This is a genomic window from Devosia equisanguinis (genome assembly GCF_900631955.1).
GTDB lineage: Bacteria > Pseudomonadota > Alphaproteobacteria > Rhizobiales > Devosiaceae > Devosia > Devosia equisanguinis.
In genome coordinates this window covers 16988-29409 of the sequence record NZ_UZWD01000008.1, presented here as the reverse complement: position 1 = coordinate 29409, position 12422 = coordinate 16988, and the positions used below count along the sequence as shown (strand labels likewise).

At 63.4% G+C, this 12422-nt stretch carries 12 protein-coding genes; 5 read left to right on the top strand and 7 right to left on the bottom strand.

Annotation, left to right across the window (positions count from 1 at the left end):
- On the top strand, positions 1–1503 hold a 1503-nt coding region (locus DEVEQU_RS19990), incomplete at its 5' end, for a hypothetical protein (protein ID WP_206437776.1).
- A 114-nt stretch (positions 1504–1617) separates the two neighbouring features.
- On the opposite strand, the gene DEVEQU_RS02755 is transcribed toward DEVEQU_RS19990, so the two are convergent.
- The 5 genes from DEVEQU_RS02755 to sdhC all read right to left on the bottom strand — a co-directional run bounded on the left by DEVEQU_RS02755 (position 1618) and on the right by sdhC (position 5494).
- Complete coding sequence (locus DEVEQU_RS02755) at positions 1618–2400, bottom strand: succinate dehydrogenase iron-sulfur subunit (RefSeq protein WP_126149048.1); 783 nt, start codon at positions 2398–2400, stop codon at positions 1618–1620.
- Between the two features lie 92 nt (positions 2401–2492).
- Positions 2493–2783: a hypothetical protein gene (locus DEVEQU_RS02750; RefSeq protein WP_126149047.1), complete on the bottom strand. Its 291-nt coding sequence runs from the start codon at positions 2781–2783 to the stop codon at positions 2493–2495.
- 113 nt (positions 2784–2896) lie between these two features.
- Complete coding sequence (sdhA, locus tag DEVEQU_RS02745) at positions 2897–4708, bottom strand: succinate dehydrogenase flavoprotein subunit (protein ID WP_126149046.1); 1812 nt, start codon at positions 4706–4708, stop codon at positions 2897–2899.
- A gap of 5 nt (positions 4709–4713) precedes the next feature.
- On the bottom strand, positions 4714–5106 hold the full coding sequence (gene sdhD, locus DEVEQU_RS02740; RefSeq protein ID WP_126149045.1) for a succinate dehydrogenase, hydrophobic membrane anchor protein: 393 nt from the start codon (positions 5104–5106) through the stop codon (positions 4714–4716).
- Between the two features lies 1 nt (position 5107).
- Positions 5108–5494, bottom strand: a complete 387-nt coding sequence (sdhC, locus tag DEVEQU_RS02735) for a succinate dehydrogenase, cytochrome b556 subunit (RefSeq protein ID WP_126149044.1) — start codon at positions 5492–5494, stop codon at positions 5108–5110.
- Between the two features lie 251 nt (positions 5495–5745).
- Between sdhC and DEVEQU_RS02730 the strand changes: the two genes are divergently transcribed.
- On the top strand, positions 5746–6318 hold the full coding sequence (locus DEVEQU_RS02730) for an NUDIX domain-containing protein (RefSeq protein ID WP_126149043.1): 573 nt from the start codon (positions 5746–5748) through the stop codon (positions 6316–6318).
- Between the two features lie 233 nt (positions 6319–6551).
- Here the strand turns inward: DEVEQU_RS02730 and DEVEQU_RS02725 are convergent, their stop codons facing one another.
- On the bottom strand, positions 6552–7289 hold the full coding sequence (locus DEVEQU_RS02725; RefSeq protein ID WP_126149042.1) for a DUF1223 domain-containing protein: 738 nt from the start codon (positions 7287–7289) through the stop codon (positions 6552–6554).
- A gap of 222 nt (positions 7290–7511) precedes the next feature.
- On the opposite strand from DEVEQU_RS02725, the gene DEVEQU_RS02720 reads away from it, so the two are divergent.
- Entirely contained in the window at positions 7512–8126 is a 615-nt protein-coding gene (locus DEVEQU_RS02720) for an NAD(P)H-dependent oxidoreductase (protein ID WP_126149041.1), read from the top strand.
- A gap of 57 nt (positions 8127–8183) precedes the next feature.
- Here DEVEQU_RS02720 and acnA read toward each other — a convergent pair whose 3' ends face one another.
- Positions 8184–10937 carry an aconitate hydratase AcnA gene (acnA, locus tag DEVEQU_RS02715; protein ID WP_126149040.1) on the bottom strand — a complete coding sequence of 918 codons (2754 nt, stop codon included), beginning with the start codon at positions 10935–10937 and terminating at the stop codon, positions 8184–8186.
- A 154-nt stretch (positions 10938–11091) separates the two neighbouring features.
- Between acnA and ccmA the strand changes: the two genes are divergently transcribed.
- Both ccmA and ccmB read left to right on the top strand, forming a co-directional pair.
- Positions 11092–11718: a heme ABC exporter ATP-binding protein CcmA gene (gene ccmA, locus DEVEQU_RS02710; RefSeq protein ID WP_126149039.1), complete on the top strand. Its 627-nt coding sequence runs from the start codon at positions 11092–11094 to the stop codon at positions 11716–11718.
- Entirely contained in the window at positions 11715–12380 is a 666-nt protein-coding gene (gene ccmB / locus DEVEQU_RS02705) for a heme exporter protein CcmB (RefSeq protein ID WP_126149038.1), read from the top strand. Before ccmA ends, ccmB begins: the two co-directional genes overlap by 4 nt.
- Positions 12381–12422 lie beyond the last annotated feature (42 nt).

Below are 12422 nucleotides of genomic sequence, written 5' to 3'. Positions count from 1 at the left end.
CCCCTGCCGGGAACCACCCCGCCGCCTCTGCCGGGCGCCGACGCGCCCACTGCACCCTCGGCGCCGGCGAGCCCGGCCCCCAATATCGACTTCGGTGACGATTCCTCGCCCTGGGCCAAGGACGGCGAATGCGATGATCCGCGCTTCACCGGACCCGGCTCGGCCCAGGAGCTGGTCGAGGCCGACCGCATGAAGGATGCCACCGATTGCCGCGCCGCCTTCGAGGCCGGCACCGTGACCCTCAAGGACACCGGGGCCATCCCGCCGGCCACCATCACCCCGCCCGCCGATATCGACTTCGGCGACGATAGTTCCGAATGGGCCAAGGATGGCGAGTGCGACGATCCCCGTTTCACCGGACCCGGCTCGGCCCAGGAACTGGTCGAAGCGGACCGCATGAAGGACGCCACCGATTGCCGCGCCGCCTTCGAGGCCGGCACCGTGACCCTCAAGGACGCCGCCGCTACCCCCGCAGCCACCACGCCCACCGCCGCCGATATCGACTTCGGCGATGACAGCTCCGAATGGGCCAAGGACGGCGAATGCGACGATCCCCGTTTCACCGGAGCCGGCTCGGCCCAGGAACTGGTCGAGGCCGACCGCATGAAGGATGCCACCGATTGTCGCGCCGCCTTCGAGGCCGGCACCGTGACCCTCAAGGAAACCGGCGCGTCCCAGCCGGCTGCCACGCTCACCCCCATCGGCGAGATCGACTTCGGCGATGACAGCTCGAACTGGGCCAAGGATGGCGAATGCGACGACCCGCGCTTTACCGGCCCGGGTTCTGCCACCACGCTGCTCGACGAAGATCGCCTCAAGGACGCCACCGACTGCCGTGCCGCCTATGAAGCGGGCACCGTGACCCTCAAGACCGATGCCGCCGCGACGCCCGCCGTCTCGGTGCCGGTGTCCGAAATCAATTTCGGCAACGACACTTCCGACTGGGCCAATGACGGGGAATGCGACGATCCGCGCTTCACCGGCCCGGGCGTCGCCACCACTGCCATCGATCTCGACATTGCCAAGGACGCCACCGATTGCCGCGCCGCCGTCGAGGCCGGCACCGCCACCTATACCGGCGAGCGCGTCGCCAGCAGCGATGCCTTCGACTATGGTTCGGACAGCTCTAAATGGGCCAATGACGGGGAATGCGACGACCCGCGCTTCACCGGGATCGGCACCAACAAGAAGCTCCTGGGCGAAGACATGTATGCCGACGCCACCGACTGCAAGGCCGCCGTCGAGGCCGGCACCGCTTCGGTAATCGCGGTCTATACGCCCGAATATGCCGCTGCCGCCCCCTATGACAGCACCGGCATCGACTTCGGGGACAATAGCTCCAACTATTCCAACGACGATGAATGCGACGACCCTCGCTTCATCGGTCCGGGCACCGCCACCACCCTGCTCGACAGCGACCGCATGGCCGATGCCAATGATTGCAAGGCCGCCTATGAGGCCGGCACCATCATGCTGCGCGAGGATCTCGAACGCGGCATGTAAATCCGGCCAACCAGCCGCACAGTACAATGAAAACGGCGGGCCCCCGGGGACCCGCCGTTTTCTATGCCAGATCGCCATCCTCGGGCCTGACCCGAAGGGCTCCCAGGGTCACCCTCAGGCGGCCTTGCGCTCCACCATCATCTTCTTGATCTGGGCAATGGCCTTGGCCGGGTTGAGCCCCTTCGGGCACACTTTTGCGCAGTTCATGATGGTGTGGCAGCGATAGAGCTTGAACGGGTCCTCGAGATTGTCGAGGCGCTCCTGCGTCGTCTCATCGCGGCTGTCGATCAGCCAGCGATAGGCCTGCAGCAGCGCCGCCGGGCCGAGATATTTCTCGCCATTCCACCAATAGGACGGGCAGGAGGTCGAGCAGCAGGCGCAGAGGATACATTCATAGAGCCCGTCGAGCTTGGCGCGGTTCTCGATGGACTGCGTCCATTCCTTTTCCGGCGTCGGCGAGGTGGTCTTGAGCCAGGGCTCGATGGCACGGTGCTGGGCGTAGAAATTGGACAGGTCCGGCACCAGATCCTTGACCACCGGCATATGCGGCAGCGGGTAGATCTTGATCGGGCCGGAACTGTCATCCATGCCCTTGGTACAGGCCAGGGTATTGAGCCCGTTGATATTCATCGAGCACGACCCGCAAATCCCCTCGCGGCAGGAGCGGCGCAGCGTCAGGGTCGGGTCGGTATTGTTCTTGATATAGAGCAACGCGTCCAGAATCATCGGCCCGCAATTGTCGAGATCGACGAAATAGGTGTCGATGCGCGGATTGCCGGTCGAGTCAGGATCATAGCGATAGATATGGAATTCCCGCAGGCGCGTGGCGCCGGCCGGCTTGGGCCAGGTCTTGCCCTTTTGCGGCTGATCGGCCTTGCGAAGCGTCAGTTCGGCCATTCTTTCATTCCTTCTCAGCGGACGCTTGGGTCGTCCAGAAACTCATCGTCACACCGGCTGCCATCGCCACTGGTGAGCCATCCCTGCCGCCATCAGTAATTCGGCTTACAGATCTGGTTCGATTTGGCGACATAGGTGTTGTAGGCGTCGTAGTCTGCTGCCGCCGGCGAGCCGCCCTTCATCGAGGAAATCACCACGCCCATGAAGCGCTCGTCGATCAGCGTCATCGCCGCATCGGCCTTGCAGCGACACAGCTCGGCATTCTGGGAAATGCCGACACAGACCTTATAGAATTCATCCTTTTGCGCCGCGCTGGGCGGGGCCGCCGTCACGGTCTGAACGCCCATCGTCAGCACGGCCAGTGCCAGAAGAATGTTCCGCATTATCTGCTCCGCTATTCGGGCCCTTGCCCTGTTCATCGCGATCCAGCCCGGCCGGAGCACAGGGCGCCGACCGGAAATCATCGTAACTGCGCTCTTCGCAGAGATGGCACAAATCAGTACACGCGCGCCTTGGGCGCGATCTTCTTGAGATCGATGCCGCCTTGATCCTGCGGTGTCAGCGGATCGGTGATCACTGGCCGATAGCCCAGAACCACGTCGCCGGTCTCGACATTGACATGGGCCAGCGTGTGCTTGCGCCATTCGACGTCGTCGCGATTGGGGAAATCCTCATGCGCATGCGCGCCGCGGCTTTCGTGGCGGGCTTCGGCCGACACCACCGTGGCGATGGCGCAGGTCATGAGGTTTTCGAGTTCGAGCGTTTCAACGAGATCGGAATTCCAGATCAGCGAGCGATCCGAAACCTTCACATCGGGCAGACGCTTGTAGATTTCGCTCATGGCGGCAACGCCCTGCTTGAGCGACGCATCGGTTCGGAACACCGCTGCGTCCTTCTGCATGGTCTGCTGCATCTCGTCGCGCAGTTTTGCCGTCGGCTGGCTGCCATTGGCATTGCGCAGCCGATCGAAGCGGGCAAGGATCTTGTCGTCCTGCGCCTTGTTGATCCCTGGGATCGGCGCGGCCTTGTCCACGACCTTGCCGGCGCGAATGGCGGCGGCGCGACCGAACACCACGAGGTCGGTCAGCGAGTTCGAGCCAAGACGATTGGCGCCATGCACCGAAGCGCAGGCGGCTTCGCCCACCGCCATCAGGCCCGGCACGATGCGGGTCGGATCCTCGGCGGTCGGGTTCAGCACTTCGCCGTGATAGTTCGCGGGAATGCCGCCCATATTATAGTGCACGGTCGGCAGCACCGGGATCGGCTCGCGCGTCAGGTCGACGCCAGCGAAAATCTTGGCGCTCTCGGTAATGCCCGGCAGGCGCTCATGCAGCACCTTCGGGTCGAGATGATCGAGGTGCAGATAGATATGGTCCTTCTTGGGACCCACGCCCCTGCCCTCGCGGATTTCGAGCGTCATGCAGCGGGAAACGACGTCGCGCGACGCCAGATCCTTGGCATTGGGCGCATAGCGCTCCATGAAGCGCTCGCCCTCCGAATTGGTGAGATAGCCACCCTCGCCGCGCGCGCCCTCGGTGATGAGAACGCCCGCGCCATAGATGCCGGTGGGGTGGAACTGCACGAATTCCATATCCTGCAGCGGCAGGCCGGCGCGGGCCACCATGCCATTGCCGTCGCCGGTACAGGTATGGGCCGATGTGGCCGAGAAATAGGAACGGCCATAGCCGCCGGTCGCCAAAACCACCAGCTTGGCGCGGAAGCGATGCAGCGTGCCATCATCGAGCTTCCAGGCGATCACGCCCTGGCATTCGCCATTTTCGCCCATGATCAGATCGAGCGCGAAATATTCGATGAAGAACTGCGCGTCATTCTTGACCGACTGGCCATAGAGCGTGTGCAGGATGGCGTGGCCGGTGCGGTCGGCCGCGGCACAGGTGCGCTGCACCGGCGGGCCGTCGCCAAACTCGGTCATGTGGCCGCCGAAGGGGCGCTGATAGATCTTGCCTTCCTGCGTACGGCTGAACGGCACACCATAGTGTTCCAGCTCATAAATCGCCGCCGGAGCCTCGCGCGCCAGATATTCCATGGCGTCATTGTCGCCCAGCCAGTCCGACCCCTTGACGGTGTCGTACATATGCCACTGCCAGCTATCCGGCCCCATATTCTGAAGCGAGGCGGCAATACCGCCCTGTGCCGCCACGGTATGCGAGCGCGTCGGAAAAACCTTGGTGATACAGGCAGTATTGAAACCCTGCTCGGCCATGCCGAGCGTCGCACGCAGGCCCGCGCCACCGGCGCCGACCACCACCACGTCGAATTCGTGGTCGATCAGTTCGTAAGTGGTCATGTGGATCAACCCCAGAAGACGAGCTTGAGCACGGCGCCGATGCCGGCGAGTGCGATAACGAGACAGAAGAGCGTGTTGAGCATCATGACGAGGCTATAGACCCGCCCGTGCAGGTAATCCTCGAGCGTGTCGCGCATGCCATTACGCATATGCACGGCCACGATGGCGATCAGCACTGCCAAAGGCAGGCCGATCCAGGCGCTGCCGATGACCGCGACCATATCGGTGCGGTCCTGCCCGGCCAGCCGCACGACCAGATAAAGCAGCAGGCCCAGGAACAGGATATTGATCGCGCCGGTCACCCGCTGGGTGATGAAGTGGCGCGTCGAGGCCTTGGCATTGCCATAATGGGTCTTGGGATTGGCAATTATGTCTTTGGTGATCACGGTATCGCGCATGTCAGGCCGCCCACACAAAGATGGTCCAGATGATAAGGGTGAGCACGACCGAGCCGACGATCGTGGCCCAGGCCATGGTTTCGCGCTGGCCCGGCTCCATCATCGCCGCGGTGTCCCAGACGAAGTGGCGGATGCCGCCCAGCATGTGGTGCACCAGGCTCCAGGTGAAGCCGAACAGCACCAATTGGCCGAACCAGCTGGCAAAGATGTAGTTTAGGCTGGTCAAGGTGTCCTGGCCCATGGCGGCGGCGACCAGCCAGATCACGAACAGCGCCATGCCGGCATAATTGGCAATGCCGGTGGCGCGGTGAAGGATCGACATGGCCATGGTGATGGTCCAGCGGTAGATCTGCAGATGCGGGGAAGTGGGGCGGGCTCTAACCGACATGGTGCTATCCAGGGCCTTCCTGTATGCGGCGCAGTGCCGCGTCCAGTTTGGAATTGTTCGAGGTTTCTAGCGCCCAAATCTTACGAAATCAAAGCCCTCTATGGCCTCAGGCCTGGTACTTTCGGCGCATTCCGCACTTTGTTCGTATAGCGCACAATTCGTTCGATGGGCGGACGAGAGGAAAATCGCGCCCTTCTCTTCCCCCGCGTCCTCTACCCGGCTAAACCGGCACCCAATAAGGATTGGAGCCAATGGACGAGCGTATCCGCAAGATCGATGAACAGCTTCTGGCCCATGATTGGGGCAAGCTCACCAAGGTAACGCTCGACTACCAGCGCAATGACGGGCGCTGGCAGCGCATGAGCCGCGAGGTCTATGACCATGGCAGCGCCGCCGCCATGCTGCTGTTCAATCCGGCCCGCGAAACCGTGCTGCTGGTGCGCCAGTTCCGCTATCCGGTGCTGGAAAACGGCGACAATCCCGATTTCCTCGAAGTCTGCGCCGGTCTGCTCGACGGCGAAGCCCCCGAGATCGCTGCCATGCGCGAGGCGCTTGAGGAAACCGGCCACGCCCCCACCGATATCCGCCATATATGTGACATCTATGCCAGTCCCGGCTCGCTGACCGAAAAATGCCACCTCTTCATCGGCCATTATGACGAAGCGACCCGCCAGACCGCAGGCGGCGGCATCGAGGCCGAGGGCGAGGAGATCGAACTGGTCGAACTGGACCTGGCCGAAGCCCTGACCATGATCGCCGATGGCCGCATTCTCGACGCCAAGACCGTCGTTCTGCTGCAAAACCTGGCCATGACTTGGCGCTGAGCAAATCCCAACCACGACACCGCCCTCAGGTCGAGCCCGCTGACAGGATCCTCCTCGCAAGAGGGAGAGGGAGACAGGCCGTTCTTTGGCTGGCTTTTGCCCAAAACGCCATACGGCCCCTCCCCCTCCTTCAGGGGGAGGCTGGGTGGGGGTGTGCAGCACACTCAAACCAATAGGCGATAACCCTACCCTTGAGGCAGGGCCCGGATGGCAGCCCCTCGATTTGAAATGATCTAAAGCTCGAAGGCGGCGGCGCCGATGATATTGCCGGGCATGCCGCGGCGCTCCTGCTGCACCACCACGGCAAGGCCCGTGCTGGTGCCGCCCAGAAGCTCGCCCAGGGGCAGCTTGAGATAGGCGCCCGAGGCGGCTTCCCACATGCCCATGACCTGCCGACCGGTCACCACCTGGGTATAGACCATGCTCTTACCCGCATTGTCGCCGCGCTCGATGGCGACATCGGCCCGGTCCAGATAGGTCACCAGCGACACGGTGGCATCGCCATAGCTGCTATTGCGCGGCACCGAGACGCGCAGCATATCGCCGTCGCGCTGCAATTCGACGCTCAGCCCCAGGCTGGCCGTCTCCACCGCATCATGCACCTCGTCGCGGCGCGAGCCGACCACCGCCTTGGCGCCATTGACCACCATTTGCGGGGTATAGATGCGCGAAGAGCCCCAGCTCTTGGCATAGGCGCGCTGGCGATCAGAAAAATCCTTGGCGCCGAAGGTGTCTTCCCAGCCGATATAGTCCCAATAGTCCACGTGATAGGCCAGCGCCACCACGTCGTCGCGCTCGGCCAGCGTGGTCAGCAGCGCATCCGCCGGCGGGCATTGCGCACAGCCCTGGCTGGTGAACAGCTCCACCACCGCCTTGATCTTGCCGCCCGACGCCTGGGCACGGGCCTGCCCCGTCAGGGCGAGGCAGAAGGCGGAGCCGGCAAGGGCGTTGAACTGGCGTCTGGAGAGCATGGGCGAAGTTGTAAGCCGCCGCTTTGCCCTCTGCCTAGTCAAAAGAGGGTGAGAGGTGAAACTTCTCACCGATAGAGCATGCCGGCCAGATGCTCTTGATCCAGCGCAAGGCTTGGATCGACCGTAAGACCCATAGTAGTGCTGCCCGGCCCCCGCGCCACGATCCCGGCCGGAAATGGCAAGATTGCCCGATATCGGCCACGGTCAACTCATGGAAACCCGATGCCCAATTGCCTCATCCTCAACGGCCACCCCTTCACCCCCAGCTTCAGCGGCGCCATCGCCGGGCGCTATGCGGAAACGCTCGCCGGCCAAGGCATAAATATCCGCCGTTTCGACCTGGCGGACATGACGCTCCCCGAGCACACCATCCGCAAGGCCGGCGACGAGGTAATGCATGGCGATGTCCTCGCCTTCTGGGAGGCCTTGGTCTGGGCCGACCACGTCATGATCGTCCATCCCCTCTGGTGGGGCAGCATGCCGGCCAAGCTCAAGGCGCTGTTCGATATCGGCCTGCAATCGGGCCGCGCCTATCGCTACCGCGATGGCCGCCCGCTGCCTTTGGGCCTGCTCAAGGGCCGCTCGGCCCGGCTGATCGTCACCTCGGATACCCCGAATTTCTTCATGGCCCTGGCCTATGGCAATGCCCATTTCCGCACCATGAAGAACCAGATCCTCAAATTCGTCGGTCTCAACCCGGTGCGCATCAGCCATTTTTCGACCATGCGCGACTCGACCCCCGAGCGCCGCGAGACCTTTCTCCGCCGCACCGCCGAGGTCGCTGCCGCCGATGCCCAGCGCCTCCTGCGCCATTCCCGCAAGGCCAATCCAGCCTGAAACAAAAATGGCGGCCCCGAAGGACCGCCATTCTCGAACTGTTGTCACGCGCCGGGCTTAGGCGGCGACGAGGCTGCGCAGCACATAGTGCAGGATGCCGCCATTGCGGAAGTAATCCAGCTCATTGGCCGTATCGATGCGGCAGCGCGTCTCGACATTGATCACCTCGCCATTGGCGCGGGTGATCTTGACGGTGACATTGGCGCGCGGGACGATATTTTCGACCCCGGCAATGTCAATGGTCTCGGTGCCGTCGAGGCCCAGCGTCTGCCAGCTCTCGCCATCCTTGAACTGCAGCGGGATGACGCCCATGCCGACCAGGTTCGAGCGGTGGATACGCTCAAAGCTCTGGGCAATGACCGCCTTGACGCCGAGCAGGTTGGTGCCCTTGGCCGCCCAGTCGCGGGAGGAGCCGGTGCCATATTCCTTGCCGGCAAAGATCACCAGCGGCGTATTCTGCTGCTGATAGGCCATGGCCGCGTCATAGATGGCCATCTGGCTGCCATCGGGCCCCTTGGTATAGCCGCCTTCGACGCCGTCCAGCATCATGTTCTTGATGCGGATATTGGCGAAGGTGCCGCGCATCATCACTTCATGATTGCCGCGACGGGCGCCATAGGAGTTGAAATCCTTGGGCGCGACCTGGCGTTCTTCCAGATATTTGCCAGCCGGGGTCGAAGCCTTGAACGAACCGGCCGGGGAGATGTGGTCGGTGGTGATGCTGTCGAGGAACAGCGCCAGGACGCGCGCCGAGACCACGTCGGTCACCGGCTTGGGTTCCATGGTCAGCTCTTCGAAATAGGGCGGGTTCTGCACATAGGTCGAGCTCGAATTCCAGCCATAGGTTTCCCCGCCTTCGACGGCGATGGCCTGCCAGTGCTTGTCGCCCTTGAACACGTCCGAATAGCGCGAGCGGAACATGTCGGCGGTCACATGCTTGCGCACGATCTCGGCGACCTCGTGGTTGGTCGGCCAGATATCCTTGAGATAAACCGGCTTGCCGTCCTTGCCCGTACCCAGCGGCTGGGTGGTGATGTCGATATTGAGCGTGCCGAGCAGCGCATAGGCCACCACCAGCGGCGGGGAGGCCAGATAGTTCGCCCGCACGTCCGGGTTCACGCGGCCTTCGAAATTGCGGTTGCCCGACAGCACCGAGGCAGCGACCAGCTTGTTCTCGTTGATCGTGTCGGAAATGGCCTGCGGCAGCGGGCCGGAATTGCCGATACAGGTGGTGCAGCCATAGCCAACGAGGTTGAAGCCGATGGCGTCGAGATCGTCCTGCAGGCCCGCTGCGGTCAGGTAATCGGTGACCACCTGCGAGCCGGGCGCCAGCGAGGTCTTCACCCAGGGCTTGGAATTGAGGCCCAGGGCCCGCGCCTTGCGGGCGACGAGACCGGCCGCGACCAGCACCGAGGGGTTGGACGTATTGGTGCAGGAGGTGATGGCGGCGATGACGACCGAGCCGTCATTGATCTTGTAGTCGCAACCCTTGACCGGGAAAGCGGCCTCTTCGGGAATGTCGTCGACGCCGGTGGCGCCTTCATCCACGAAGCGGCTTTCCTGCTTGTCGGCGGGCAGCTTGGTGCGCTCGATGCGGCCACCGGACAATTCCGGCAGGGCCTCGGCAAAGGCACGGGTCACATCCTTGAGCGCCACGCGGTCCTGCGGGCGCTTCGGACCCGACAGAGACGGCACGACGGTCGAGAGATCGAGTTCCAGCGTCGAGGTGAAGACCGGGTCCGGTGTCTCGGTGGTGCGGAACATGCCCTGGGCCTTGGAATAGGCTTCCACCAGCGCCACGCGGTCCGCATCGCGGCCGGTGGTGGCGAGGAATTTCAGCGTATCGGCATCGACCGGGAAATAGCCGCAGGTGGCGCCATATTCGGGCGCCATATTGGCAATGGTCGCCTGGTCTTCGAGGCTGAGATAGTCGAGGCCCGGGCCGTAGAATTCGACGAACTTGCCGACCACGCCCTTCTTGCGCAGCATTTCGGTGACGGTCAGCACCAGATCGGTGGCGGTGATGCCTTCATTGATCTTGCCGGTCAGCTTGAAGCCGACGACTTCGGGGATCAGCATGGTGACCGGCTGGCCCAGCATGGCCGCCTCGGCCTCGATGCCCCCCACGCCCCAGCCCAGAACCGCCATGCCATTGACCATGGTGGTGTGCGAATCGGTGCCGACCAGCGTGTCGGGATAGGCGACGGTTTCGCCATTCTCGTCCTTGGTCCACACGGTCTGGGCCAGATATTCGAGGTTCACCTGGTGGCAGATGCCGGTGCCGGGGGGCACGACGCGGAAATTGTCGAATGCCGACTGGCCCCAGCGCAGGAATTCATAACGCTCGCCATTGCGCTCATATTCGAGCTCGACATTCTGCTGGAAGGCCAGCGGCGTGCCGAAGCTGTCCACCATCACCGAATGGTCGATGACCAGATCGACGGGCACCAGCGGATTGATCTTCTGCGGATTGGCGCCGAGCTTGGCGGTGGCATCGCGCATGGCGGCCAGGTCGACCACGGCGGGCACGCCGGTAAAGTCCTGCATCAGGACGCGCGCCGGACGATACTGGATTTCATATTCGGACGTGCGGGTCACCAGCCATTCGGCGATGGCCTGGATGTCTTCCTTCTTCACGGTCCGGTTGTCTTCGAAGCGCAGCAGGTTTTCCAGCACCACCTTCATCGAGCTCGGGAGCTTCGAGACGCCGGTGAGGCCGTTCTTTTCGGCTTCGAGAATTGAGTAATAGGTATAGGTCTTGCCACCGACTGTAAGCGTCGACTTGGATTTGAAGCTGTCGATCTGCGTCATGATGCTCCGCCCTTTGCTGCTGTTACGGGCCTGCCGGACGCTTTGGGGCCGCCGGAAACGCCGTCTTTCTGGAATGACTCCAATTCACTTGGGCTTATAGTCAATCGAATAGGCCCTTGCCAGTACGACCATGGGTTCAATACGAGATGGGGCCATGACGCAAAGGCAAGTCTTCCCGCAACTCCGTCTCAACGTGCACGGCCTCAGCTGCGGTCGCGGCGATGCTGTGCTGCTGGAAGGGCTCGATCTCGCGCTGGATGGCGGGCACGCGCTGTTGCTGCGCGGCCCCAATGGATCAGGCAAATCCACCCTGCTCTTGACCCTTGCCGGTCTCCTCCGGCCCCTCGAGGGCACCATCACCTTTGAAGGCCATGACGAAGAAAACGGCCCAGCGCTGCATTATTGCGGCCATCGCAATGCGGTGCGGGCGCGGCTGGGCGTTCTCGAAACGCTCAACTTCTGGCGCGCCCTCAATGGCGCCGGCACGATGGAGCCAGAGGCCGCGCTGGAGCGGGTTGGGCTGGGGCGCGCTGCCCTGCTCGATGCCGCCTATCTCTCCGCCGGCCAGCAACGCCGCCTGGCCCTGGCCCGGCTCCTTGTCTCGCCCCGCCCGCTTTGGCTGCTCGACGAGCCGACGGCGGCGCTCGACAGCGAGGGCCACGCTTTGGTTGCTGCCCTGGTCATTGAGCACCTGGCCTCAGGTGGCCTCGCCATCATCGCCACCCATGATCCACTTGATATCGCGGCTGCCGAAACGCTGACCCTTGGAGGGCCGGCATGAGCGGCTTCACCGCCATCCTCCGGCGCGAAATCCGCCTCGGCCTTGCCGGTGGCGGCGAGGTTTTGACTCTTCTCCTCTTCTTCATCATCGTCGGCGCCATCGTTCCCTTCGCCGTCGGGCCCGACAAGGTGCTTTTGGCCCGCATTGCCCCGGGGATCGTCTGGATCGCGGCCTTCCTGTCCATGCTGCTCGGGCTCGAGCGGCTGTTCCGCCCCGATCACAATGACGGCACAATGGCGCTTTACCGGCTCGCCGATCTGCCGCTCTCTGCCGTCATGGCGGCCAAGCTCTTGGGCAATTGGCTGACCTCGGCACTGCCGCTGATCCTCGCCTCGCCCTTCCTGGCGCTGATTCTCGCCATGGATATGGACACCTATTGGCGCACGCTCCTGTCCCTGCTGCTCGGCACCCCGGCACTGGCGGCGTTCGGCACTTTCGGGGCCGCCATCACCGTCGCCATTGCCCGCGGCGGCCTGCTCGCCCCCATCCTCATCGCCCCGCTTTGCGTGCCGGTGCTGATCTTCGGGGTCGGCGCCATCGCGCCGCAGGGCGGGCCGGATCAGGCGCAGGCGGCGCTGCTCTTCGTTGCGGCACTCAGTCTCATCTCGGTGAGCCTGTCTCCCTTCGCCGCCGCTCTTGCGATAGGCTGGGGAGAGGAATAAATCGGTTGAAACCTGCCTGGATGCCGTGCCCTTGCGCATCCT

Bases quoted from the DNA above. Each gene is read 5' to 3' on its own strand.
- ccmB (WP_126149038.1), top strand. From the start codon at position 11,715: ATGAGCGGCTTCACCGCCATCCTCCGGCGCGAAATCCGCCTCGGCCTT.
- sdhA (WP_126149046.1), bottom strand. From the start codon at position 4,708: ATGACCACTTACGAACTGATCGACCACGAATTCGACGTGGTGGTGGTC.
- DEVEQU_RS02755 (WP_126149048.1), bottom strand. From the start codon at position 2,400: ATGGCCGAACTGACGCTTCGCAAGGCCGATCAGCCGCAAAAGGGCAAG.
- DEVEQU_RS02720 (WP_126149041.1), top strand. From the start codon at position 7,512: ATGCCCAATTGCCTCATCCTCAACGGCCACCCCTTCACCCCCAGCTTC.
- ccmA (WP_126149039.1), top strand. From the start codon at position 11,092: ATGACGCAAAGGCAAGTCTTCCCGCAACTCCGTCTCAACGTGCACGGC.
- DEVEQU_RS02750 (WP_126149047.1), bottom strand. From the start codon at position 2,783: ATGCGGAACATTCTTCTGGCACTGGCCGTGCTGACGATGGGCGTTCAG.
- sdhC (WP_126149044.1), bottom strand. From the start codon at position 5,494: ATGTCGGTTAGAGCCCGCCCCACTTCCCCGCATCTGCAGATCTACCGC.
- DEVEQU_RS02725 (WP_126149042.1), bottom strand. From the start codon at position 7,289: ATGCTCTCCAGACGCCAGTTCAACGCCCTTGCCGGCTCCGCCTTCTGC.
- sdhD (WP_126149045.1), bottom strand. From the start codon at position 5,106: ATGCGCGATACCGTGATCACCAAAGACATAATTGCCAATCCCAAGACC.
- DEVEQU_RS02730 (WP_126149043.1), top strand. From the start codon at position 5,746: ATGGACGAGCGTATCCGCAAGATCGATGAACAGCTTCTGGCCCATGAT.
- acnA (WP_126149040.1), bottom strand. From the start codon at position 10,937: ATGACGCAGATCGACAGCTTCAAATCCAAGTCGACGCTTACAGTCGGT.